This is a genomic window from Chitinophaga sp. CF418, assembly GCF_900142925.1.
GTDB lineage: Bacteria > Bacteroidota > Bacteroidia > Chitinophagales > Chitinophagaceae > Chitinophaga.
The window spans coordinates 57,042-83,077 of the sequence record NZ_FRCN01000018.1 but is presented as its reverse complement, the minus strand read 5'-3'; the positions used below and the strand labels follow the sequence as shown (position 1 = coordinate 83,077).

General features: G+C 46.1%; 21 protein-coding genes. 4 read left to right on the top strand and 17 right to left on the bottom strand.

What is annotated here, in order from left to right; all coding sequences use genetic code 11:
- Window positions 1–86: 86 nt before the first annotated feature.
- The 4 genes from F3I09_RS30985 to F3I09_RS30970 form a co-directional block, all read right to left on the bottom strand.
- On the bottom strand, window positions 87–716 hold the full coding sequence (locus F3I09_RS30985; RefSeq protein WP_149698933.1) for a DinB family protein: 630 nt from the start codon (window positions 714–716) through the stop codon (window positions 87–89).
- Window positions 717–1,381: 665 nt separating this feature from the next.
- Window positions 1,382–2,464, bottom strand: coding sequence for a PA0069 family radical SAM protein (locus tag F3I09_RS30980; protein WP_149698932.1), 1,083 nt, complete (start codon window positions 2,462–2,464; stop codon window positions 1,382–1,384).
- 50 nt (window positions 2,465–2,514) lie between these two features.
- Complete coding sequence (locus F3I09_RS30975; protein ID WP_149698931.1) at window positions 2,515–4,296, bottom strand: hypothetical protein; 1,782 nt, start codon at window positions 4,294–4,296, stop codon at window positions 2,515–2,517.
- 96 nt (window positions 4,297–4,392) lie between these two features.
- Complete coding sequence (locus tag F3I09_RS30970; protein WP_149698930.1) at window positions 4,393–5,826, bottom strand: glycoside hydrolase family 125 protein; 1,434 nt, start codon at window positions 5,824–5,826, stop codon at window positions 4,393–4,395.
- A 175-nt stretch (window positions 5,827–6,001) separates the two neighbouring features.
- Here F3I09_RS30970 and F3I09_RS30965 point away from each other — a divergent pair, with 175 nt between their 5' ends.
- The 3 genes from F3I09_RS30965 to F3I09_RS30955 all read left to right on the top strand — a co-directional run bounded on the left by F3I09_RS30965 (window position 6,002) and on the right by F3I09_RS30955 (window position 12,730).
- The gene (locus F3I09_RS30965) at window positions 6,002–9,328 is read left to right on the top strand and encodes a methylmalonyl-CoA mutase family protein (protein WP_149698929.1); all 3,327 of its coding nucleotides are present in this window, start codon (window positions 6,002–6,004) and stop codon (window positions 9,326–9,328) included.
- 829 nt (window positions 9,329–10,157) lie between these two features.
- Window positions 10,158–12,281 carry an NAD-dependent DNA ligase LigA gene (ligA, locus tag F3I09_RS30960; RefSeq protein WP_149698928.1) on the top strand — a complete coding sequence of 708 codons (2,124 nt, stop codon included), beginning with the start codon at window positions 10,158–10,160 and terminating at the stop codon, window positions 12,279–12,281.
- A gap of 8 nt (window positions 12,282–12,289) precedes the next feature.
- Window positions 12,290–12,730, top strand: coding sequence for a nucleoside deaminase (locus tag F3I09_RS30955; protein WP_149698927.1), 441 nt, complete (start codon window positions 12,290–12,292; stop codon window positions 12,728–12,730).
- A 57-nt stretch (window positions 12,731–12,787) separates the two neighbouring features.
- On the opposite strand, the gene F3I09_RS30950 is transcribed toward F3I09_RS30955, so the two are convergent.
- The 3 genes from F3I09_RS30950 to F3I09_RS30940 form a co-directional block, all read right to left on the bottom strand.
- Entirely contained in the window at window positions 12,788–13,720 is a 933-nt protein-coding gene (locus F3I09_RS30950; protein WP_149698926.1) for an SPFH domain-containing protein, read from the bottom strand.
- A gap of 145 nt (window positions 13,721–13,865) precedes the next feature.
- Complete coding sequence (locus tag F3I09_RS30945) at window positions 13,866–14,075, bottom strand: hypothetical protein (RefSeq protein ID WP_149698925.1); 210 nt, start codon at window positions 14,073–14,075, stop codon at window positions 13,866–13,868.
- 154 nt (window positions 14,076–14,229) lie between these two features.
- On the bottom strand, window positions 14,230–14,934 hold the full coding sequence (locus F3I09_RS30940) for a LuxR C-terminal-related transcriptional regulator (RefSeq protein ID WP_149698924.1): 705 nt from the start codon (window positions 14,932–14,934) through the stop codon (window positions 14,230–14,232).
- A 345-nt stretch (window positions 14,935–15,279) separates the two neighbouring features.
- On the opposite strand from F3I09_RS30940, the gene F3I09_RS30935 reads away from it, so the two are divergent.
- Window positions 15,280–15,885 carry a superoxide dismutase gene (locus F3I09_RS30935; protein WP_149698923.1) on the top strand — a complete coding sequence of 202 codons (606 nt, stop codon included), beginning with the start codon at window positions 15,280–15,282 and terminating at the stop codon, window positions 15,883–15,885.
- Between the two features lie 105 nt (window positions 15,886–15,990).
- Here F3I09_RS30935 and F3I09_RS30930 read toward each other — a convergent pair whose 3' ends face one another.
- From F3I09_RS30930 to F3I09_RS30885, 10 genes are all read right to left on the bottom strand, one after another.
- A complete protein-coding gene (locus F3I09_RS30930) occupies window positions 15,991–16,779 on the bottom strand; it encodes a DUF1080 domain-containing protein (RefSeq protein ID WP_223233445.1) in 789 nt (262 codons plus the stop codon).
- Between the two features lie 10 nt (window positions 16,780–16,789).
- Window positions 16,790–18,178, bottom strand: a complete 1,389-nt coding sequence (locus F3I09_RS30925; protein WP_149698922.1) for a Gfo/Idh/MocA family protein — start codon at window positions 18,176–18,178, stop codon at window positions 16,790–16,792.
- A 184-nt stretch (window positions 18,179–18,362) separates the two neighbouring features.
- The gene (locus tag F3I09_RS30920) at window positions 18,363–20,033 is read right to left on the bottom strand and encodes a S41 family peptidase (RefSeq protein ID WP_149698921.1); all 1,671 of its coding nucleotides are present in this window, start codon (window positions 20,031–20,033) and stop codon (window positions 18,363–18,365) included.
- Between the two features lie 119 nt (window positions 20,034–20,152).
- Window positions 20,153–20,380 (bottom strand): membrane protein insertion efficiency factor YidD, encoded by a 228-nt coding sequence (gene yidD / locus F3I09_RS30915; protein WP_149698920.1) that lies wholly within the window; start codon window positions 20,378–20,380, stop codon window positions 20,153–20,155.
- On the bottom strand, window positions 20,380–20,769 hold the full coding sequence (locus tag F3I09_RS30910) for a ribonuclease P protein component (RefSeq protein ID WP_149698919.1): 390 nt from the start codon (window positions 20,767–20,769) through the stop codon (window positions 20,380–20,382). The genes yidD and F3I09_RS30910 overlap by 1 nt, the downstream gene beginning before the upstream one ends.
- Window positions 20,770–20,875: 106 nt before the next feature.
- On the bottom strand, window positions 20,876–21,031 hold the full coding sequence (gene rpmH / locus F3I09_RS30905; RefSeq protein WP_012788729.1) for a 50S ribosomal protein L34: 156 nt from the start codon (window positions 21,029–21,031) through the stop codon (window positions 20,876–20,878).
- Window positions 21,032–21,209: 178 nt separating this feature from the next.
- Window positions 21,210–21,719, bottom strand: coding sequence for an OmpH family outer membrane protein (locus F3I09_RS30900; protein WP_149698918.1), 510 nt, complete (start codon window positions 21,717–21,719; stop codon window positions 21,210–21,212).
- A 64-nt stretch (window positions 21,720–21,783) separates the two neighbouring features.
- Entirely contained in the window at window positions 21,784–22,314 is a 531-nt protein-coding gene (locus F3I09_RS30895) for an OmpH family outer membrane protein (RefSeq protein WP_149698917.1), read from the bottom strand.
- A gap of 195 nt (window positions 22,315–22,509) precedes the next feature.
- A complete protein-coding gene (locus F3I09_RS30890; RefSeq protein ID WP_149698916.1) occupies window positions 22,510–25,251 on the bottom strand; it encodes an outer membrane protein assembly factor in 2,742 nt (913 codons plus the stop codon).
- The gene (locus F3I09_RS30885; RefSeq protein ID WP_188134026.1) at window positions 25,232–25,993 is read right to left on the bottom strand and encodes an isoprenyl transferase; all 762 of its coding nucleotides are present in this window, start codon (window positions 25,991–25,993) and stop codon (window positions 25,232–25,234) included. The genes F3I09_RS30890 and F3I09_RS30885 overlap by 20 nt, the downstream gene beginning before the upstream one ends.
- Between the last annotated feature and the right edge of the window lie 43 nt (window positions 25,994–26,036).

Sequence of the window (26,036 nt, the reverse complement as noted above, 5' to 3'; positions counted from 1 at the left end):
ATAAAAATACCGGCGGCTGATAGCCACCGGCATTTACTTTATTCAGAAGGGTACCACAAAACAACAGACGATGAGAGGTCGACCTATTATATCAATAACATGCTTTCTGCTTCTTCATCAGCAGCATTCACTGTATTATTAACAACCGCATCATCTTCCGCTGCTGCTCCTTCATATTGCTTTGCCAAACGTTGCATCTGGCGGATGTGCCGCTCAATGTGTTTGGTAAGGAAATAGATATATTGATAGATATCCAGTTTACCTAAATGGTTTACAGACATGTTGGTCAATACCAGCATACCTTCGCCGTTCTTCAGCAAACTAAGATTATACATACACTGCGCGAACTGTTGTTTAAGCAATACCCTTACATCTCTCATATCCTGCAGTCCACTTGGTTCCAGGTGTTCAGGCCTGATCCAGCCGAATGACCGGCTACCAATCACGTCTATCTTATCGAACTTGTCCTGGTAGTCTGCCGGTAAGATAATGGCATTTGTGGAACGTTTACGTTCCAGCGCTCTGCGGGTGCTCTTATTAATAATAAGCAACAGAAAATAGTTGGTCAGGCTGATATGCTCCAGCACCTCCCGGATATTCCACTGGTTAGTATCCGGTTTAAAGTGTAACAGGTCGAAATCTTTTTCGAACCAGGTGTCTAACTCCCTGAAGTTGGTAAGCAAAGCCTCTCTTACTGATTGAATTACGTTTCTCATGATCTATCGGTTTGGGGTTATGCACCTGACCAGCTCCACTTTCTGTACGGCTCTGGCACATAACAGTATTTATTGAATATTTATAAAAAAACCCGGCTCCATCAAATGGGCCGGGTAGCATATACATAAGTTCTATGTTGGCTACATACCATACCCATTAGGTTTCCTTAAGGCGAAACCATCCTTTCGTACTATGACCGCCGGCTTTACCTGACGATATATATACCTTACAGTTATCTCACAGTTGTCTTGCTCATTCATCGTTTAGATTCTTCTAAAGCAAAAAGTCCCGCAATCTCTGCGGGACTTTTGTTATATCATTTGATAACTTGAAATTCGTTAACAATTGGTGCAACATACCCGCAACCTACTTCTGGCCTGCTTTTGCTTACAGGACACCGCCGAAATAGTATATTCTGGATTGCGTTTCATTTTTTTTATTGCTAACACAAAGGTATTTTTTATTTTTTTTATTTCCGCATTTTAACTAATAAACTTTTTCTATATCCACATCAATTTTTTGTTAACAGGCAGGTATACCCTTAAAACAGTATACTCACTGATTTCCATAAAGCTCCATTCCTGACGCTTCCTGGCAAAAAATTGATTCCATCATATATATATCCTGTGTTGCAATAAACTTTTTAGTATGTGCGAAAGGTTCCTCAGAACAATTTCAACTGCACCTGCGGACGCTCAAACAGCGACGTATTGAACTCAAAGCGCTCCTGGTTCAGTCCCAGTCTTTTCGTATGTACCTTGAACTGCTGACGGATCATATCTGCAATATTCCCCACTCCCCTCATTCTCTTGCCGAAATCACTGTCATTCACCTGGCCGCCATGCATATTCTCTATCTGATGCCATACCTTGTCAGCCCTGTCCGGAAAATTCTTATACAACCAGTCGTTGAATATGATCTTTACCGCATCATTTAGCCGAACGACCGTATACCCTGCAAACTTCGCACCATTTGCTGCAGCTGCTTCTAATAAAGCTGGCATTTCATGATCATTCAGTCCCGGTATCATCGGTGCGGTCATCACACCTACCGGAATACCCAGGTCACTCAGTTCCTTTACAATCTTCAGGCGCTGCGCGGCGGTGGTAGTGCGTGGCTCCATCTTCTGCCGCAGGTCCTCCTGCATAGTAGTAATGGATACGTAAACACATACCAGGTTATGCTGCGCCATCTGCTGCAGGATGTATTTATCTCTCAGCACCAGTGAGTTCTTTGTGATGATACCGATAGGCTGCTTATAATCCAGCGCTATGGCCAGCAGCTGGCGGGTCAGGAACATCTTCCTTTCCAGCGGCTGATAACAGTCCGTGTTGCCGGAAAGGGAAATCGGCTTGGGAACCCAGTTCTTATTATCGAGGAATTTCTTCAACAACTCCGGTGCATTCCGCTTCACCACAATCTTCCGCTCAAAATCAAGTCCGGCGCTCATACCCCAGAACTGATGCGCATTACGCGCATAGCAATAGATACAGCCATGTTCACAGCCCTGGTAAGGATTCATGGAATACCACATACCCACATCCGGGCTGTCCACTTTATTGACCAGCGTTTTTGCATGCTCTTCCAGTATCTGGGTAGGCACATCTGCCTGCCACCATTCATCGATACCTTCTACATGTTCCTGCGCATACTCATTCCGGAGATACTTGTTCTTTGGATTTAACTGGGCTCCACGTCCTTTGTAATAGGGATTCTCAGGAATCCCCTCCTGAAATGGCAAGGTCATACAGCTAATATTTTTAGTAAAAATACTAAATTAATTAGCTATCTACCAAATCATATTATTTCCATCTTTTGCATAAGGAAAGTCGCATTCTTATTACGCGCCACTCCTTCGCGGATGCGGTAATCGAAGAAGAGCTGATCGTCCTTAATAGTGCTTTCAAAACAATAGTTGCGGATACGTTGTGGATAGGTATCCTCCATATGTCCCAGCTCCAGGTCGTGCGTGGCAATCATTCCCAGGCAGTGATATTGCAGGAAATGTTCTATCAGCCGGCGGGAACCTGCCAGCTTATCTTCAGAGTTAGTGCCTTTCAGTATTTCGTCCAGCAGGATAAACACCTGTTCCCCACTCTTCAGTACCGCCACTATCTGCTGCAGGCGTAATAGTTCCGCCTGGAAATAAGATGTATGCCTGGCAATAGAATCCTTGATACGCATAGAGGTCATGATCTGCACGGGGCTGCAGCTAAAACTGACAGCACACACCGGCATACCCCGCAGGCCCAGCAGCAGGTTGCTGCCTACGCTACGCAGGAAAGTGCTCTTTCCACTCATATTAGACCCGGTAATGATCAGGAACTGTTGCGGCGCCCCGATGCCGATATCATTACGTACGCATTCCTCTGCCGGGATGAGCGGATGCCCTACACCTGTAGCTACAAGCTGGGTATCATTCTCATTAATTGAGGGATAAATATATTCCGGATGATTATAAGCAAAGGTGGCCATACTGTTCCAGACCTCCATCTTCTCAATCACATCCAGCCAGCCAGGCAATTCATTCTTATAACGTGATTTCCATTTCTCAAGGGCCATTATACAATGCAGATCATATAACACCAGTGAATTCAGGAAAACTCCTATCAGCAGATTCAGACGCTGATCCAGTGCGCTACTGATCTTCGCCAGCTGGCTAAGCGACGTTTTCGCTGCGACAGCCTGCTCATGCTGTGTTTTCCACAGCGCTACATGTTCAGCCTTTTCCACGCTTATTAGCTGCAGCAGCCATGCCAGCTTGCCAAATATCTTCTCTTTATTGGAAATCAGCTGGTGCTGTGCATTCACTTTCTTTATCTGTGAGCCCAGTATGCCCCAGTTCACACAGAGGAAGAAAGTGAACAGGTAATATTCATCTGTCACAAAATAGTATACAGCTCCTCCCAACAACAATAGCGGCATTAGCCACCGCGCAATGTTTACCCATTTACTGTTCAGGAATTCCAACGGCATAGATAACCATTTATGTAATCCGGGTATATCATCAGGCTGCTCTCCTATCAGAGAAGCATGGGCGGCAAATAACTGGCGGAATTTAAACCGGGACGCCAGCTCACGCACTACCTCCTGCTGTTGCCTGATCTGTACTGCATCCATCAGCGGCTGCTTCAACGTCTCTGCCAAAGCTTTAGCGCCCATCAGGGTACCGGTACGGTTCATATGCGCATAAAGCGATGCCTGACCGAATACATCAAGATCGCCGGTATAAGGATGCTGTTCATCCACAAAGCGGTTACCATCATCAAAACCTGATTGTCCCGTAGCCGCCAGCCGCCATTCCTTCTCGTTCAGCTCCAGCAATGTTTTAAGCAGGTTAAGTTTCTCCTGCTGTGAAAGGTAACGCACCAGCACAACGACAAATGCCGCCAGCGGAGCTAATCCCGCCAGCAACCAGATAGCATCAAAATTGTTGCGGAAGAATGCATATCCGCAGCATAAGACACCTGCAAAACATAGCAACCTTATCCAGCCCAGCATGCTCAATCGCTGCTGTACCTGTGATATTTCTGCCTTATAATCATTAATCTGCTGCTCGTAATTAGCTATAGGGGACATGGGTTATCGCATTAAGGTTAAAACGGTCCTAAAAATACTCATCCTTCGCATGAATACGAAGGATGAGCAGTAAAGTTATTATAGAAATAGAATCAATTAAGCATATTGCCTTTTCAGCAGTTCCGGATGATCTTTGCTCACTTTCATCAGCAGTTCCCCAAACAATGTGTTCGCCCACGCAAACCATTTACGGGTATATTTGGTCGGATCATCCTTATGATAAGATTCATGGATAAAACCAGTCTCACCATCGGTATTACGCAGTGTTTTCAGACACTCCGCAATTTCTTCCGGATTGCTGCTGGTCAGCGCCTTCATGATGATACTCATTGGCCAGATAAAATCAGGTCCGGTATGCGGACTACCTACACCATCGCCGTATTTACCCTTGTAGAACCAGCAATGGAAAGTGCTCCATACAAAATGACGGGCATTCTGGTATAAAGGATCATCCACTGTTGTATACCCCAGGTAAGGAATAGACAGCAGGCTTGGTACGTTGGTATCGTCCAGGAACAGGCGGTTACCATAACCATCCACTTCCAGCGGATACATATGCCCCAGCTGCGGATGCTCTACAATAGCGTATGCCTTGATTGCCCTGTCCACTTCGTCAGCCAGGTCGCGGCACTCTTTTGCAAATACAGCGTCTTTGAACACTACTTCACTGATCTCGCTCAGCTGACGCAGGGATACTACGGCAAACATATTGGAAGGGATCAGGAAAGGGAACACGGTTGCATCGTCAGAAGGACGGAAGATGGACACGATCAGTCCCACCGGCTGCATAGGTGCGCCCCATCCACTATTTGGAACAGTGTCAGACTGAACCGGCGTTTTACGCTGGAACTTGTAAGGACCCTTACCTTCCTTACGCTGTTGTTCCTTGAAGGTTTTCACGATCAGCCTAGCTGCTTTCTTATAGTTGTCGTCCAGCACGCTGGCATCACCACTTTCTTTCCAGTAGTTATAAGCCAGACGGACAGTATAACAGAGGGAGTCTATTTCCCATTTACGCTCGTGCAGCTCCGGCTTCATTTCTGTCAGGTCGGAATCCCATTCACTACCGGTAGGCCCTTCGTTAAAGGCATTCGCATAAGGGTCGATCAGGATGCATTTAGTCTGCCTGTTCACCACCCCCGCAATCAGTTGTTTCAGTTTATCGTCCTCCTTTATCAGGGACAGGTAAGGCCATACCTGTGCAGTGGAGTCACGCAGCCACATCGCGTGGATATCGCCTGTCAGCACGAAGGTGTCCGGACGACCTTTTTCCACTTTGAACTGTACCGTAGTGTCAAGTGTGTTTGGGAAACAGTTTTCAAACATCCAGGCCAGTTTGGGATCTGCGATCTCCTTTTTAATTGCAGCGATTGCATTTTCTACGGCCTGGCTGGTAAATTTACGTTTCTCCAGCGGCGGACGCTGGGACACATACCCTGTTGCCATACTCAGTACCGATTTAGGAAAACCCAGCGCCACAGCGCCTGCCAGCAAACTGCTGTTCCTGATAAAATCTCGTCTTGCCACCATTTCTGATATAGATTTTCTATTACGATTGCGTTTGTTTCTACGAAATGCAACTCATAAACGTGAATAATAGGGTGTAAAATAAAAAAATGTGTGAATATTCCACAGTTACGATTTTCGTAAATTACAGACTTATTCGGCTCCACGTTGCCTTAATACGTTCAAACACCAGAACAATATGACTGACAATTCATCTCATAAGATCCGTATCGTTACGGCGGCTTCTCTTTTTGACGGCCATGATGCAGCTATCAACATTATGCGGCGCATTATGCAGACAAAAGGAGCGGAAGTGATCCACCTGGGACATAACCGTTCGGCAGCAGAGATTGTGGACTGCGCCATCCAGGAAGATGCCCAGGGTATTGCCATCACTTCTTATCAGGGTGGCCACCTTGAATTTTTCAAGTACATGTATGATCTCCTTCACGAGAAGGGCTGCGGTCATATCAAGATATTCGGCGGAGGCGGAGGTACGATACTTCCTTCTGAGATCGAAGAATTACATCGCTACGGCATCACCCGCCTCTATTCCCCCGACGATGGCCGCCATATGGGCCTGGAAGGCATGATAGAAGATGTGATCCGCCAGTGTGATTTTCCTACCACCACTGGCCTGAACGGGCATTTGCATGAACTGCCTTCCCGTAGTGACAAACTAATCGCGCAGGCTATTACTGTTGCAGAGAATGATCATCTGGCTACCCCTCTCCCTCCTGCTGAAACAGGCAAGGGCGTGGTACTGGGCATCACCGGTACCGGTGGGGCAGGTAAAAGCAGTGTGACCGATGAAATTGTACGCCGTTTCCTGCACTATTTCGACAACAAGACGATTGCTGTCATTTCCGTCGATCCTTCCAAAAAGAAGACAGGTGGCGCCTTGCTGGGCGACCGTATCCGGATGAATGCCATCCACCATCCCCGGGCCTACATGCGCTCTCTAGCCACGCGTGAAAGCGATAAGGCCGTCAGCGCGCATGTACAGGAAGCGATCGATATCTGTAAAACCGCCGGCTTTGACCTGATCATTCTGGAAACTTCCGGCATTGGCCAGAGTGATACCGCTATTACCGACTATTGTAATGTGGCGCTCTACGTCATGACACCGGAATACGGCGCTGCCTCCCAGCTGGAAAAGATCAATATGCTGGATTATGCCGATGTCATCGCAATCAACAAATTCGACAAAGCCGGCGCACTGGATGCGCTGCATGATGTACGCAAACAATATAAACGTAACCACGGATTGTGGACTGCGGCCGATGACCAGCTGCCCGTCATCGGTACCATTGCCTCCCAGTTCAATGATCATGGCATCAACCAACTGTTCGAAAAACTGCTGGCCGTGATCGGGGAAAGGACGGGCACCCGCTTTGGCAACGTTACGCATGAAACACCTGATGCTACCACTACCAAATCCCAGATCATCCCGCCAGCCCGCACCCGCTACCTGGCAGAGATCAGCGAAACCATTGTGGACTACAGTAAATGGGTGGAAGAACAATGTGGTATCGCCTCCCGTTTATACCAGCTGCAGGGAGCCGCTGCCCTGTTAAATGAGTCGCAACAGGCGGCCCTGGCAGACATCGCTAACCAGCTGCGTCCACAACTGCATCCGGAATGCCAACAACTCGTAGACAATTGGCCAAATCTCCAAAAGCAGTACAGCGCTGAATTTTATGAGTACCAGGTAAGAGACAAAGTGATCAAACAGCCGCTTTACAGCGAGAGCCTGTCACAGTCCCCCATTCCTAAGATCAGCCTTCCGCGCTATAAGGACTGGGGCGATATCCTGCGCTGGCAGCTGACCGAAAATGTACCCGGAGAGTTCCCCTATGCGGCGGGCGTATTCCCCCTGAAACGCGAAGGAGAAGATCCAACCCGTATGTTTGCCGGAGAAGGCGGTCCTGAACGTACCAACAAACGCTTTCACTATGTATCGATAGACCAGCCGGCCAAACGCCTCAGCACTGCGTTCGACAGTGTGACCCTGTACGGGGAAGATCCTGCCCACCGGCCGGACATCTATGGTAAAGTGGGCAACTCCGGCGTAAGCATCGCCACCGTGGATGATGCAAAAAAACTATACAGCGGCTTTGATCTGTGCGATCCGAAGACATCCGTATCCATGACCATCAACGGTCCTGCACCGATACTACTGGCCTTCTTTATGAATGCCGCCATCGATCAGCAATGTGAAAAGTACATTGCGCAACATGGATTGACGGACAAGGTCAATGCCATCATCAAAGAAAAATTCAAAGACCATCCACTACCACACTATAACGGAGACTTACCGGCTGGCAACAAAGGCCTGGGCCTGCAGTTGCTGGGTATTTCCGGTGATGAAGTACTGGAACGGGACGTCTATCAAAAGATAAAGGCACATGCCCTCAGCACCGCCCGGGGCACTGTACAGGCAGATATCCTGAAAGAAGACCAGGCACAGAATACCTGTATCTTCTCCACAGAATTTGCCCTCAAACTAATGGGAGATGTACAGGAGTATTTCATCACACAGAAAGTACGCAACTTCTATTCTGTCAGCATATCCGGTTACCACATTGCGGAAGCAGGGGCCAACCCTATTACACAACTGGCCTTTACACTGGCAAATGGTTTCACTTATGTGGAATATTACCTGAGCCGGGGCATGCACATAGATGATTTTGCTCCTAACCTCTCCTTCTTCTTCAGTAACGGTATGGACCCGGAATATGCCGTTATAGGCCGTGTGGCAAGACGCATCTGGGCAAAAGCCATCAAGTACAAATACAAGGGCAATGACCGTTCTCAAAAACTGAAATACCACATTCAGACTTCAGGACGTAGTCTGCATGCCCAGGAGATAGACTTCAATGATATCCGGACTACGCTCCAGGCATTATACGCCATCTACGACAACTGTAACTCTCTGCATACCAACGCCTACGATGAGGCCATCACCACGCCTACAGAAGAAAGCGTGCGCAGGGCAATGGCTATCCAGCTGATCATCAACCGGGAACTGGGTACCGCCAAAAATGAGAACCCGGTACAAGGTTCCTTCTTCATAGAAGACCTGACCGACCTGGTGGAAGAAGCCGTACTGGCTGAGTTCAACCGGCTTACCGAAAGAGGCGGTGTATTAGGCGCGATGGAGAGGATGTATCAGCGGAACAAGATCCAGGAAGAAAGCCTCCATTACGAAATGCTGAAACATACCGGCGAATATCCCATCGTGGGTGTGAACACCTTCCTGAACAAGAAAGGCTCTCCTACCGTCATCCCGGGGGAAGTGATCCGCTCCACGCAGGAAGAGAAAGAGTTCCAGATCAATACCCTGGCGGCCTTCCACAAGCGGCACGAACACCGCAGCGCGGCAGCCCTCAGGCAACTGCAGGAAGTGGCGATCAATAACGGGAACCTGTTCGAGGCCCTGATGGAGACAGTGAAACACTGTTCCCTGGGACAAATTACCCACGCCCTGTATGAAGTCGGAGGTCAGTACAGAAGGAATATGTAAGCATTTATAGCGGGAAATTTCCCATGGTTATACCAGAACAACGCCCGTACATTGGTAATACTTTGTACGGGCTATTTTATGCGCCGTATTATACTATGCCTTTCACATGTCTTTACCATGCCTTTAAGTTGGACATGAACCAATCTTCCTGGTACTAAACAGAAACCAGGGGAGTTGATTCGCCTGAGGTTCGGTAGAGGTTTAGTAGAGCATAGTCGGATGGAAGATGAATGCTATTATAGAGGGAAAACACGGTTGGCACCGGAGACACGCAACCCCTAAAACAAAATGCCCCTGCATAAATGATTTATGCAGGGGAAGAAAATCTCACGGCTTCATTACACACTGCGAGATTTCATTGACGTGGAATTAGATAATATTTTACGTGGAATCTATAAAACGTGGAACCTATAAAGGCTAATATTCTAACATGGAATTACATAAAAGCATTAACGTAGAATTATAAAAGCTCTAACATGGAAATTTATAAAAGCATTTTTAACGTAACATGGAAATAATATAAAAGCAATACGGTCAAAAATCTACATTTCTTCGTTCTTTTGGATTTCAGTGTAGCGGGTTTTCAAATTGGCACTTGCTACCTCAGAAATTCCGATTTAAATTTTGGTCCTTTCAGATACTTTCGTTTCGTTACACAATCTTAATTAAATTTTTGTTAATAAAAAACTTTTTTAACATCTTTTTCTGAAAAAAAATAACCGTAAGAAGTACATAATTTTATTGGAATCAGCTATCACAAAGGATTTCAATCATTTTTCCCACATAACGTTCAAAGTATTTGTATTTTACATTCTGATAGTATTTTCATATGTATACGAAAGAAATAGAAATCACTTTGCTACAATTAGCAAAGGACCTGTTAAGGAAATTGCAGCAAAAAGAAACCATTCAGGATCTGGATGAAACCCTGGATGGCCTGCGCCGGGTTATTATATATAATGACTGGCGCTATTATGTGCAAAGCGAACCCGTTTTAAGTGATTACGAATATGATCAGTTGTATGCCTGGTTAAAAGAACTGGAAACCGCCAATCCGGACAAGGTCAGCGCAGACTCCCCCACCCAGCGCGTGGCACAGGGACTTACAAAGGCTTTCCCTACTGTGCAGCACCTGGTGCCTATGCTGAGCCTGGAAAACTCTTATGATGCGGACGACCTGAACGACTGGGACCGCAAAGCCAGGGAAATCAGTGGTCTGAGTGAAATAGAATATTGTATTGAGCCCAAATTTGACGGCGCCAGCATCTCCCTGATATATGAGAACGATAAACTCACAAGGGGCGCCACCCGTGGAGACGGCGTATCCGGCGAAGATATCACCACCAATATCCGGCAGATCCGCTCTATTCCTCTGGGCGCCAGCTTCGCTACCCATGGCATCCAGACCATTGAAATAAGGGGGGAAGTACTGATCAATAAAAATACCTTCAAAGCCTATAATGAACAGCGGGCGGCAGATAACCTGCCTCCACTGGCCAATCCACGTAATGCAGCCTCGGGGTCCCTCCGCATGGTGGATCCCCGCGAGGTGGCCAAACGCGGCCTGGAAGCTTTCCTGTATCATATGAGCTATCATACCATGACAGACGGGAAGGCCGAACCGGAAGAGATCAGAACACATAGCAATACGCTAAAAATGCTATCACAGGTGGGTTTCCGCTCTCCTGCAAAGGAAATGAAAGTCGTGAAAGGCATTCAGGCCGTGATCGATTATGTGCTGGAATTCGAAAAGGAAAGAGACAGCCTGCCATATGAGATAGACGGTATGGTGATCAAAGTGAATGACTATGCCCTGCAGGACCGGCTGGGTATGACCACTCACCACCCCCGCTGGGCCATGGCATACAAGTTTAAGGCAAGGCAGGCTACCGGTAAGCTCAGAAAAGTGGAATTCCAGGTGGGAAGAACGGGTTCCGTTACGCCTGTGGCCAAGATTGACCCAGTTCCTATCGGGGGAGTTACAGTTGGTTCCATTTCCCTTTTTAACGAAGATGTAGTCCGCGAAAAAGACCTCAAGATTGGAGATACAGTGCTGGTGGAAAGGGCTGGCGACGTAATTCCTTACATCGTGAAATCGCTGGCTGACATGCGGGATGGCTCAGAAGAAGATATCAAATTCCCTACTGAATGCCCTGTTTGCAACGAACCGCTGTTCAAACCGGAAGGAGAAAGTGTATGGCGCTGTATCAATCTGAACTGTGAGGCGCAGGTAGTAGAAAGAATGATCCATTTCGTCAGCAAAGACGCCATGGACATCCGCAGCCTGGGTGAAAGCAATGTACGCAAGTTCTACAGCCTGGGCCTGATGAAAGACATCCCGGGTATTTATAAGATAGATTTCAGTAAACTGGAACAACTTGAAGGTTTTGGAAAGAAATCGCTCACCAATCTGCAAACCGCCATCGAACAATCTAAAGCGCAGCCCCTGCATCGGCTGGTGTTTGGGTTGGGCATACGTTATGTGGGAGAGACTACGGCCAAAACACTGGCGAATGCAGTAAATCACTTATTGGACTTCAAAGACTGGACAGAGGAACAACTCCTGGCACTGGAAGATATTGGTCCAAAGGTAGCCGGCAGTATAAAACAGTTCTTCCAGACACCCGATAATATACATATGCTGCAGGAACTGGAAACACTGGGCGTCAACCTGAAAAGCACCCGGACAGACCATCCTACAGGCGGCAGCCTGGATGGGCAGACCTTCTTGTTCACCGGTACACTGAACAAGCTGAAACGCAGTGATGCGGAAGCTATGGTAGAAGAACAGGGGGGGAAGATACTAAGTGGCGTAAGCAGTAAACTGAACTTCCTTATAGTAGGTGACGATGCCGGCAGCAAACTGGAAAAAGCGAAAAAGATCAATACCATCAGAATACTGAGTGAAGATGATTTCCTGAACCTGATCCAAACGCCCGCTACCCCACAATAAACAGGAATATGGACGATAAATACTATATGCAGCAAGCACTCCGGGAGGCCAGGAAAGCTTTTGATGACGGAGAAGTTCCTGTTGGCGCTATCGTAGTCATGAGCGATAAAATAATAGGGAAAGGTTATAACCAGGTGGAAAGACTGAACGATTGTACTGCGCATGCGGAGATGATCGCCTTAACATCTGCCTTCAATTACCTGGGCAGCAAATACCTGATGGAGGCTACGCTGTATGTTACGCTGGAGCCCTGCCTGATGTGCGCTGGCGCCCTTTACTGGAGCAAGATAGGGCGTATCGTATATGCGGCAAGAGATGATAAACACAGCTACCGTAAAGTAGCAGGCAATACTTCTCCCTTCCATCCCAAAACAAAATTAGAACAAGGCCCCTGCGAAGAGGAAAGCCTTCAGCTTGTCAAAACATTCTTTGCACAAAGAAGACTATAAAATAAAACCGGCGTTGCCTCTTGAAGACAACGCCGGTTTCCGTTATTTATCAGAAGATCATTTATGGCTTCTGTTTTCCATCAGCTTATTCATGGCCATCATCTGCTGCATGGTATGATCCATTCCTTCAGATGAACCATCCAGGAAGATTACATTACCCTTGGAGTTTTCCGCAAAGTGTTTGATCGCTTCTGTCCACATGGAAAAGAGGATCACGGAAGTATCCAGGTTAGCCTGCTGCATTTCCTTGGCCGCCATAGTCATACCTTTAGCTACCTCTTCACGGAACAGGGCCACACCCATACCACGTAACTGCGCTGCCTGACGCTCTGCCTCGGCAGCGATCTTGATAGCGTTACCATCTGCTTCCGCAGCCTTGGTTTTGGTGATCAGCAATGCCTGACCTTCATTCTCAGCTGCCGCCTTCAGGTTGTTGGAAGCCACCACCTGCGCCATGGATTTCATGATGGCGTCATCAAAGGTGATGTCGTTCATCTGTAAATCCTGCAAGTGATATCCCCAGTCTTCCAGGGTCTTGTCAATCTGCTCTTTTACGTGCTCAGTAATATCACGACGCAGTCCCAGTACTTCCGACTGGCGTTTAGTCGCAACAAAACCGCGGATCGATCCTTCAATGGTACGGATCAATGCCTGCATAAAACTACGCTCGTCTACGAATTTGAAGGCAACGTTCTTAAGCGTCTGTTCATCCTGGTTCCACACGGAATACAGCAGCATGGCCTTGAAATAAACATTCGCCTGATCGATAGTAATAGCCTGGAATTCCAGTTCTACAGAACGGTTCTGGATAGAGATACGTTTAAATACCTTTTCGATCAGGGGAACTTTAAAATTTAGTCCGGGGAATAACACTCTGTTGTATTTTCCGAAAATTGTGGTGATGCCGATTGTACCCTGCTGTACTGTCACGAAGCTGGAAAGAATGATCAGTACAACCAATACGGCGATGATAATGTATACAGTACCCATATATTGGAGTTTATGGGTATAAATGTATGATAAAAGACGACAATATGGAAATGACTTTGGATGAGAAAGTTAATATTTGAAGAAGATACAAACAACGGACGAAAGCCGGGTCAAAAACACAACGAATGAAGAAATAATCGCTTTACTATATCCTTTGTTGTCTTCTGAAATAAATGTAGACATCATCAAGCTCAATCTGCTTCAGTTGATAGGCCAGACGGGTCTTAAGATCTCCCGTCTCGTCTTTAATCTTTTTATATTGAAATTTTAACGCCTCATATCTTGCAGTAATCTCCTCCGCTGTTGCTGAACCGTCAAGCTGCAGTATACTCAACGCATTTTCCTTTGTAATCATGGCAATAGGGGTTTCAGAAATGTCTTTCTAACGTTTTAAATCTGTTTCGGTTAATGCCACTAAATTAGTCGAGTTTGTTTTGGCTTCAAATACCCAAGCTTGGGTATTTTTGTACCACCTTCCTATGGACAGGTGGCATCAAATATTACACAAATCACTGATAACCAACCTTTCTTGCCAGGGCTATCAGTTCGGTGGTATTACGTACTTTCAGTTTGATCCTGATATTCTTCCGGTGGGTCTCAATGGTGTACCGGCTCAGGCTCAGTGCTTCGGCTATCTCTTTATTATTCAGTCCTTTAACGGTTAGTTTCAGGATCTCCTTCTCACGGGGCGTCAGTTTGATGATCAGGTCTTCATGCTTACGCCGCATAACGTCCAGCATCGCTTCTGCCAGCTGATCATTGGTATCCATGGCCATGGTCATATCCACAAAAGCACAGATCACTTCCTGCACATTTCCGTATTCATCGCGGGTATACGGAATAGCAATCCCCGCCAGCCAGCACCAGTTGTCGGTACCCCGTTTACGAAATCTTAATACTCCCCCGAAAACATTTTTATTCTCTTTGAACGACTGTTGGGCTATGACAGCCAGTTCAAAATCATCCGGATGCATGATATCCTTAAAGAAATCCAATCCCATACTATTCATCTCCGCCATAGTGTATCCTGTTACATCTTCCATATAGCGGTTACACCAGTTGACCGTCTTTGTACTGTTCTGGTGTGTATATAGCATGGCGGGTACATTGTTCAAAAGACCTTCCAGCGATTGGATCCGTGTCTTTAATAGTTCATTTTCCTTCTGCAAGGCGTTGAGGGAATAGTCGTGGCCCATGTCCGAGTCTGTCAACATACATTAAGTTTTATACAAACAATAGCTGAAACCGATAGGTCAAGAATGGCGCAATAATCCTCACCTCCCATACATCAGCGTAGGATTTGTATAGTATTGTAACTTTCACGTTTATACGAACAGGAATGTAATACGAAAATTTGTTACAACGCTTAACGTAAATATAAAATAAAAAAGCATATATCCAACACAATTGGTATGCGAATTGGGCGGAACTACCTAGTCCGTCCATGATATGTACAATAAACCCCAGATGACACATTTTGCTATTTCTGATATTAGGCAGTAAATTTGGAGACTCTTTTTTTGAGACACATATTCATTAACGCAATAAAACATTAAGTTATGGCATTCACACTTCCGAGCTTACCGTACGCACACGACGCACTGGAACCGCATATCGACAAACTGACAATGGAAATTCACCACGGTAAGCATCATCAGGCTTATGTAGACAACCTGAACAAAGCAATTGCCGGTACTGAAAATGAAAATAAATCCCTGGAAGAGCTGGTAGCAAGCGCAGGTAAAATAAGCCCTGCTGTGAGGAACAATGGTGGTGGTCACTGGAACCACAGCTTCTTCTGGAAAGTAATCGGCCCTAACGCTGGCGGCGAACCTAAAGGCAAACTGGCTGATGCTATCAAGAGCACTTTCGGTTCTTTCGCTGAATTCCAGGAGAAATTTGCAAATGCAGGAGCTACCCGTTTCGGTTCAGGTTGGGCATGGCTGATCGTTAAGGACGGTAAACTGGAAATCACTTCCACTCCTAACCAGGACAATCCGCTGATGGATGTTGCCGAAGTAAAAGGTATGCCGGTACTGGGTATTGACGTTTGGGAACACGCTTACTACCTGAAGTATCAGAACCGTCGTCCTGAGTACCTGAAAGCTTTCTGGAACGTTGTAAACTGGGATGCAGTTGCTAAGAACTACGAAGCTGCAATCTAATATAACACATTGCTATAAAGCTATAGAGGCCGCATCATACTTATGATGCGGCCTCTTTCGTATAGACTACCCGTGAAAGTAGTATTAGAAAAACTTTTGCTACAATTACAGCTGTTTGATCTTTACATTTTTGAACCATACTTCACTTCCGTGGTCCTGCAGATCAATGTGTCCTTTCTTTGTTTCTCCATAATTCTTTGCATCTTTCCACTTGCCTTCTGCTTTCGCTTTCTTCCATTCAGGTGAACCGATCTGGTAGTCTGCTGTTTTCTGACCATTCAGCCAATGCTCCACGTGTCCGTTATTCACCACAATACGTGTGTGATTCCATTCACCTATTGGTTTAGCTGCTTTTACCAAAGGTGCACCCATTGCATAGTTGGCGCCTGTTTTCTGCCACTCTTCCAGTTTCTCAGGAAAGTTCTCATCATCTATTAACTGATATTCCGGACCACTCAGGTATGCAGCATCATTGTCTTCAGATGCGAGGTAAATAATACCGCTGTTACCCTTAGGAGCCAGCTTCCAGTCTGTCCGGAATTCAAAGTTTTCATATGTATCATTACTTGTCAGGTCTGCACGTTTATCGCTCTTATCTTTCTCACTACCGAGGCAATGTAATTCTCCGTTATCTACTACCCAGCTGTTAGATTCTTTGCCTTTGTAGATGTGCCATCCGTCCAGGTTCTGACCATTGAAGAGCAGCTTCCAGCCTTCTGATTTTTCTGTGTCTGACAATACATTCTGTGCAGTATCTGTTACTGGTGCGGCCAGTGCACTGGTATCTGCAGATACAGTCGTGGAATCTTTGCTTGCAGTACTGCTTCCACCATTACATGCCATTACACTGATAGTCATTACCGACAATGCGGGAACAAATAATTTCTTCATCATGATTTCTTTTTTATTTGTTTATCAATTTGAGGGCCTTAGGATCCCAATGAATAATACGGTTCTGAAAATAGCTGTCGTTGCATAACAATGCAGGTGCAGCTGCGCGATAGCCAAATAATGCGTCTTCATTCACCTTACCACCTGTACGCATCGCGTTGAACAGGTTATAAAAATGATCAAAGTGCGCGCCTTTATATCCTTCTTCTGCTGCATATTCCAGCTTTTCCGGTGGCAACATATCCTTACGATGATAGACATATTCTTTGCCCCGGTCCGTATCTTTTTTACCCTGCGTTAATGGATCAGATGCATCTACATTGCTCTTGTTACGTAACAATGTCACCTTATCCCATTCCACTGTCATAGATCCTTCGCTACCTACCATGCGCAGATAGTTGGTACCACCGGTACCATCAACAAAGTTTACACGGAGTGACAGATTAAATGCAGGATGTACTTCCGTTTCAGGATAATCAAACATGCCTAACATAATATCAGGTACTTCACGTCCGTCTTTCCAGTAACGCAGGCCACCCGTAGCCATTACTTTCTCAGGACCAACAGAGCCTGTTACAAAGTGAAGACTGGAGAACAGGTGTACAAACAGGTCACCGGATACGCCCGTTCCATAATCCCTGTAATTACGCCAGCGGAAGAATCTTAACGGATCAAAATCCCGCTTGGGAGCATGTTCCAGATAGGCTGTCCAGTCAACCGTCTTTGGTGAAGCATCTGCCGGAATAGGATATTGCCATGCGCCAAACGGAGACATACGTGCCCAGAAACCTTCTGCATAATTGAGTTTGCCAATAGCGCCTTCCTTTAACAATTGTTTTGCCTTTTCATTTCCCAGGGAACTCATACCCTGACTGCCCACCTGGTATACTACCTTACCATTCTTCTGCTGTGCTTCTACAACAGCAGGGCCTTCAGTGATATCGTGCACCATGGGCTTCTCACAATAAACAGACTTGCCTTTATTCATGGCCGCTACAGAAATGTCTTTATGCCAGAAGTCAGGTGTAGCAATGATCACTGCATCCACATCTTTCCGCTCCAGGATCTCCCGGTAGTCGCGGGTAGTGGCAATATCATTACCCCATTTCTTCTTTGCATCTGCCAGCCGGCCGTCATACAGATCGCAGGCAGCAATCAGTTTGACACCCGGTACTGTAATGGCCGTATTGGTATCTGCTGTACCCATACCACCAGCACCAATCAATGCGATCTGTATCTGATCGTTGGCGCTGTACTTTTCGTTGGCGCGATATAGTGACTGAATGTTACGCCGCCTGTCAGCAGCAGTGATGATGTTGGGCAACAAAGACGCCCCTACGACACTCTTAGCCAGCTTAGTAATAAATCCCCGGCGTGAGTTGTTGTTAGAATTTTCAGGCATGTGCTTTAGTTTGGTTTTACAATAACGTGTGTTGAAGCGTAAGAGAAGTATAATTTATAATTAAAAAGCGGGAAATCATAATTTTCCACAGGAATATGGAGAATCTATAAATGAGAATAGTCCATAGACAAGCGCCGGGAGCGGCTGTCCATGGACTATTCAATATATTATCCAGATTGATCTGTTACTTCAATAACTGCTGATAACGTTCCGGTGTGTGCAATACAGCGATCGCTTCTTTCACTTCATTATCGCTGGATAATGATTTTTCTATACGTCCACGCTGCATATAATACCGGTTCGCAATCTCTTCTTCCAGCAAGCGTTTCACCTCCAGTTTATTTTTAAGCAGGTCCTGTTTCTTATCATGTTTCATTTTTACCTGTAATGCCTCAAATTCCTTAGCCACTGCATCGTAGTACTTTTCTTTCCTGGCGGTAGCCTGGAAGCTTTCCAGCGCTTCTTCGCTGCGTGTCTTGTAACTGTAGTTCCGGCCATCCAGGTATTTCAGAAAATCTGCAAAGTCATCTTCGCTGAGCACAAATGTATTGGCCGGCGATACTTTCGGATGGCTGTAATAATACTGGGTAGCGTAGTCGAAAATGTATTGTTTGCGCAACAGCGTAATAGCCACCTGGCTGAGCATGGTAGGTTCTACTGCATCATCCGGCTCAATACCACCTCCGTCTTTTACTTTACGGCCAGCTGTGGTGCTGAAAGAACGGCGGAGGGAGTCGGGCATGGATTCCACTTCCCCATCGCTGTTCCGATGTGAATAATCGATGGCCTGTATACAACGTCCGCTGGGGGTATAATATTTAGCAGTGGTTACCTTCAGTTTCGCGTTATAAGGCAGCGGACGGGTAGTCTGTACCAATCCCTTACCAAAAGAACGCTGACCGATAATAACGCCTCTGTCCAGGTCCTGGATAGCGCCTGCCACAATCTCGGAAGCCGATGCAGAAGAGCGGTTGGTCAGTACAACCAGTGGGATGCGCGCATCCACAGCAGGTTCTTCTGTTTTATACTCCCTGTCCCAGCTTTTCACCTTTCCTTTGGTGCTGACGATCAGTTTATTTTTATCCACGAAAATATTAGCAACGGATACGGCTTCATCCAGCAGACCACCGGGATTACCTCTCAGATCGAGGATCAGGCCTTTCATGGTCGGGTACTGTTTCTTCAGTTCCTCAAAAGCGCTCTGTACCAGCTGGCCACTGTTCTCTGTGAACTGGGTCATCCGTATATAGCCGATATCAGTGCCCGTAACACCTGAAAAGCTCACGGCTTTTACATTTATTTCTTCCCTGACGATCTTTTTATTGCTTTCAGCACCTGTAACGGGATGTTTGGTCACCATTGCCAGCGTAGAACCGGGAGCGCCTTTCAGTATACGGCTGATCTCATCCTGTTCCATGCCTTTGGTGGGCTTGCCATCCAGGGACAGGATAATGTCTCCTGGCTTTACACCAGCTTTATCCATCGGACTGCCTTCATACACGTCGGTGATGACGGTACGTTCACTGTCTGTGTTGACAGAAACCCCTACCCCTCCGTACCTGCCGGTAGCCATGAATTTCAGCTCGTCCAGGTTCTCTTCCGGAACAAAGTCTGTATAAGGATCTGTTTCTTCCAGCATGGCGTCGATGCCCTTATACATGAGTTTTTCCGGGGGCAGTTCATCCACGTAGTAGGTATTCAGCTCCCGGTAAAAGGCGGCGAAAATGTCGAGGTTCTTGGCTATTTCGAAGTATTTGTCCTTCTCGTTATAATAAGCCATGATACTCATACCGCCGGCCATCAGCAGCACCAATACCAACACTATTCCTCTTTTTCTGCGAAAAAATGCACGCATAGGTCATTCAGTTAGAGTGAGAATAATCTTCTGGTGTGAAATTTACTTAATCTATTACACATAAACTGTTAAACATTGGGATCTATCTTAATAAATGACGGTATTCCATCTCGCGGCCCTTAAGGTACGGGATCGTGTCCGTGTCCGCCCCAGGGGTGGCAGGACAATATCCGTTTAATGGTCAGGTAGCCACCTTTGATGAGCCCATGTTTCTGCAGAGCTTCCACACCATATTGTGAGCAGGTGGGGGTATAGCGGCATTTAGCGCCCAGCAGCGGGGAGATACCCCATTGGTAGATCCTGATGATCCAGATAAACGGGTAACTTAAATATTGGAAGACTTTCATTATTCAACAACCTCTTTTTCCAGCTTCTTTAAAATTACCGAAATTTTGTGGTGCAGGGTAGCATAGGGAGCTATTTTCTTATCGGTATAGATAAAGAAGAGGACCAGCTGTTTGGAGTGTTGCTGGAGAACATCATATAGCCCCTGCTTTTGCAGACGCCAGCATTCGCGTGTAAGACGTTTCACACGATTGCGGTCCACCGCATGGGGGAATCGCCTGGTAGAGGCGCTAAAACCAGCCTGTACGGGGTATTTATTCAAGGACTGGTCTACCGGCATATAAAGTACCCGGTAGGGAAAAACAGAAAACGCTTTTCCTTCCCGAAAAAGCGTTTCAATGAGTTTTCTGCTTTTTAACCTTTCTTCCTTGTTAAAAGAATAAGTTTTTATGGCAAGTCTGATTTATCATCCCAATAGCGATACAATTCTGTTCTATCAAGAACCAGCCTTAAAGCCTGCGAGCACAGATGCTATGCAGTTACGCAGCGGCTAACTCTTATTTCAGCTTCCGCTCGTCAGAAACAGTTAATTTCTTACGGCCTTTGGCTCTGCGGGAAGCTAATACTTTACGGCCGTTAGCAGTTTCCATTCTCTTTCTGAAGCCATGAACGCTCTTTCTGCGTCTGTTATGCGGTTGAAAAGTACGTTTCATTTTAATATTTTGTTTTTACCTGTACTATACTAAACACTCTCCCGGATTGCGGAATCCTGTTTTTTAAAACGGAAGGCAAAGGTAGGGAAAAATATCAAATAGTAAAATGTTTTCTAAAAAAATCTGCCCCGGAGCTTCCGGGGCAGACGTATTAACTTAATACCGTGGTATAATTCAATTATTTGATACCCAGTTTGGTCTTAACAGCTGGCGCCAGGTCATCACTTGCAGGTGATACCAGCAATACGCCTGCTGAGCTGTCCAGTACGTAGCCGTAACCTTTTTCTTTTGCTACATCTTCGATTGCCTTACGTGCTTTATCGTAGATTGGTTTCAGGATTTCAGCACGTTTTGCTTCGATCTTCTGCTGTGCAGATTCCTGGTAGTCCTGGATATTTTTCTGTGCAGTCTGGATCTCTTTAGTTTTGATCTCCTTGATGTTATCGGTCATTGTTGCCGCACCTTTATCAAATTCAGTCAGTTTCTTCTGGTATTCTTCAATCAGCCCTTTACCATCTTTATCCAGTTCCTCTGCAAACTGCTGCAGTGTTTTCTGTGCAGTCTGCGCTTCCGGCATAGCCTCGATCAGCGCTTGTGCGTTAATATGTCCAACTTTGGACTGAGCCATTGCATTTACGCTGAACAATCCTGAAACTGCCACGAAAGCAATAATTACATACTTCTTCATGATGTTGTCTGTGTTTAAAAAACTTTTGTTACTAAAACTAAGGTTATAAAATGGTTTAAAAGATTTACTCACCTGTTGTGCCCTTCTTTATACCCAGGGAACGTAAAATGTCATCGCTCTTATCCAGTTTAGGATCAGAGAAAATTACGGTAATACCTCCCGACTTATCCAGCACAAAATCATACATTCTTGATGCAGCCAGTTTTTGTACTGCATTATAGACTTTATCCTGAATGGGTTTTACCAGTTCCTCTCTCTTCTTGAAAAGATCCCCTTCATATCCGAACCTTTTCTTCTGAAGGTCCTTTGCTTCCTTCTCCTTTGCCACTATTTCGTCTTCACGTTTGTGCTTCAGCTCTTCTGTCAGCATCACCTGTTCCGCCTGGTAAGACTTGTACATCTTATCCACTTCCAGGAACTTAGCATCTATTTCTTTCTGCCATTGTTCTGCTACTGCATCCAGTTTAGTCTGGGCCTCCTTGTAGTCAGGCACATTGTCCAGAATGTATTTCGTATCTATTACACAGTAACGCTGTGCAAAAGCCGTGATTGTACTACAGAACAGAACGGCGGCTATGAGGGATATTTTTTTCATATGTCTCGTTTTTCAAATTACCTGCCAATTTGGAACCAATGTTCGAATTTGCAATATATAATTTAAAATTTATTCAAACACTATTCCCGGCTACTACTTTATGTCCATATATCTGCACTTCTCATCCTCTTCTTACGCATTGACTACCAATTATTCATCAACACGCGGCAGTAATACCGGCTGACCTGGTATCTATTATTCCGGTTCGAAGCCAAGCATGAAGGTGAACTTCGCAGCATCTTTCAGACCATTGCCAGACCTGATACGGTCGAAACCGATACCGTAGTCAAATCCAAGCAGACCAAACATCGGCAGGTAGAAACGCATACCCAGACCTGCAGAGCGGCGTAACCTGAATGGGTTGTAGTCTTTTACATCCCTGTAGCCGTTAGCCGCTTCCAGGAACGCCAGACCAAAGATGGTAGAGCTTGGGTTCAGGCTGAAAGGATAACGCAACTCCATCACATACTTGTTGAAAACAGTGAAGCCTTCGTAACCTGTTGGCTGACCTGATTCCTGGTTCTGCTTGGGATCGGATGTATAATATACCGGATAACCTCTCTGGGAGATGATATCACGATCGTAGATAGCAAAGTTACTCAGACCATCGCCACCCAGCTCAAAACGGCCGAACGGTGATAATGTTGTACGATTGTCATAACGGCCGATATAACCGAATTTAGCCGCCACCTTCATTACGAATACCTTGTTGTCAGAACCTTTCGGCCTGCTCAATGGTACATACCATTCTGCATTGAAGCGGTATTTCTGGTATTCAATGAAATTGAACTGGTTGCTGATAGCCTCCAGTTTGTAATCTCTGGACGGATTGAACACAGAGTAAGGAGGTGTGAACTGTCCGGACACCATGAAGTTGGAACCACTGCTCGGATAGATCTGCTGGTTTACAGATGAACGGGCCAGTGTCAGTTTTATGTTGACGTTGTTGGAAGTACCGTTGCTGAAACCAGGGATATTGAAGTAGTTATAATTCTTCAGTTTGTACTGCTGATAGTTCAGCGAGTAGATCAGGGTGAAATAGTCATCCGGCCATTTCAGCTGTTTACCCAGGGATACGGATCCTCCCAATACTTTAAAATAAGCATTGTTGGAAAGGGTGCTACCATATATATATGCTGAGTAAGCGTTCGGGTTCTGGTAGCTGCTATAGAAGCTTACAGAAAACTGGTTACGCTTTTTACCGCCCAGCCATGGTTCCGTGAAGGAGAAGTTATAAGAGCGGTATGCCTTACCATTGGAAGACACACGTACTGATAATTTCTGACCATCACCACTCGGTAATGGATCCCATGTTTCTTTTCTAAAAATGTTACGCAGGGAGAAGTTGTTGAACGTTACACCCAGTGTACCGGTCAGACCGATGTAACCACCCCAGCCCGCAGAAAGTTCCAGCTGGTCGTTTGCTTTTTCTTCTACGGTATAGTTGATATCCACGGTACCATCCTGGATGTTAGGCACAGGGTCCATACCTATCTTCTCAGGATTGAAGAAACCGAGGTTCGCGATTTCCCTGTTGGAACGGATCAGGTCTGTACGGCTGAATTTCTCGCCGGGCAGGGTACGCAGCTCACGACGGATTACGTGCTCATTGGTCTTTTCGTTACCGGCAATGCGTACTTCCTTGATAGTTGCCTGCGGACCTTCAGAAATTCTAATCTCGTAGTCGATGGTATCACCATGGATACCGATCTCCACAGGGTCAGCACGGAAGAACAGGTAACCGAAGTCCATATACATACCGCCGATGTCGCCACCTTCGGAAGATAATAGACGTTTCGACAGCATCTCCTGGTTGTAGACATCTCCTTTCTTGATACCCAATACGCGGGTCAACAGGGAGTCGTTGTAACGGGAGTTACCTTTCCAGGTAATGTTGCCGAAGTAATATTTTTTACCTTCATTGATCTCCATGCTCACGTTCACACCACCATTGCGGGACGTGTAGGTAGTATCTCTTACCATCACAGCGTCACGATAACCCTGTGTATTATAATAAGCAATTACTTTCTCTTTGTCTTCTGTATACTTTCCTTCGTTGAATTTCGCGGAAGAGAACAGTTTGAAACGGAAATAAGGATCTAACTGATCGAGTGTACGGGAAGGGTACAGGAAACCAAATGTTTTCCAGTAATTCTCCTGCAGGTCGCTTGAATCGCTCCATACAGGTTCAGAATCCGGATAAAGCGTGATGCGGGTACGCTCTTTGGTACCTTTCATCTTCTTCTTCACTTTTGAATCGGCGATATTATTATTCCCTATGATGAAGATATCATTCACTTTCGCCTTACCGCCCTTTACCACGGTGATCACGAGATCAGCAGCATTCACCTGAGCGGTGTCCACTCTTTCGGTAATGGTCACCACAGCATTGCGGAAACCTTTATCAGCGTAGTGTTTGGAGATCACGCCGATGGCGTTCTGCTTCATACTTTCAGTTACAACGGAACCTTTACGCAGGGATGCTTTTTTTATCAGCTCTTCTGTTTCGGATTTCTTAACGCCTCTGAAGATGAAGTTATTCAGACGGGGACGCTCCTGCAGGTCTATTTCCAGCCAGATCTTTCCGTCTTCTATTTTAGTAACATAAATGGCTACGTTAGCAAACAAACGCTGCCCCCAGAGTGCCTGGATGGCTTTTGCAAACTGGTCACCGCCGGGATAAACGATCTTGTCACCAACGTTCAGACCAGACAGGGACACCAGCAACGACTTATCCAGGTATTGGGTACCGGTGATGGAGATGTCAGCTATTTCATATGGCTGTGGTTGCGAATTTCCCAATGGTAAACTTAATCCCGCCGCCGGTTGCTGGTCAGGCGCAGGGGCAATGGTGTCCTTGTTTTGAGCGGACACACGAATGCCGGCACTGCAACATAATACTATGGCCAGTAGGCTCTTAGGAAATAATTTCTTCATTCTGCTGTATTTGTTCGCTTGTTTTGCCAAAGCGCCTTTCTCTGTTCTGATAATTTAGGATGGCTTCGTAAAGATGTTCTTTGCGGAAATCCGGCCAACGAGTGTCCGTAAAATAGAGCTCCGCATAGGCCAGCTGGTATAATAGGAAGTTACTGATCCTGCATTCTCCGCTGGTCCTGATCATTAATTCCGGGTCAGGCAGTGCGGCAGTGCACAGATATTGCTGCCACATTTCTGGGGTTACCGCCTCCGGTGCAAGTTTGCCGTCTTTTACATCCTGAGCAATATTCTTTGCCGCATTCACAATTTCCCAGCGGGCGCTGTAACTGAGCGCCATGACAAGATTCAGCCCTGTATTCTGGGCTGTCATGGTCATTGCCTCCTCCATTTCTGTTTTACAGTTACCCGGCAGCATGTTCATGTCCCCGATCACATGCAGCCTGATATTATTCTTCATGAGTGTAGCTACCTCACTGCGAATCGTATTTACGAGTAATTCCATGATCCCGTTCACCTCGTAAACGGGCCGGTCCCAGTTCTCTGTAGAAAAAGCATACAAGGTAAGATACCCAATACCTAATTCAGCACAGGCCTCGGTAATATTACGGACACTTTCGACCCCCTCATGGTGTCCGAAAAGTCTGTCCTGGCCACGCTCTTTCGCCCACCGGCCATTTCCATCCATAATGATGGCAATATGTCGTGGTAACCGTTGCAAGTCTAATTTGTCCTTCAAACTCATGAGTATCTCCGGCGGATTATATATCGATACAGATTTTTAGTAA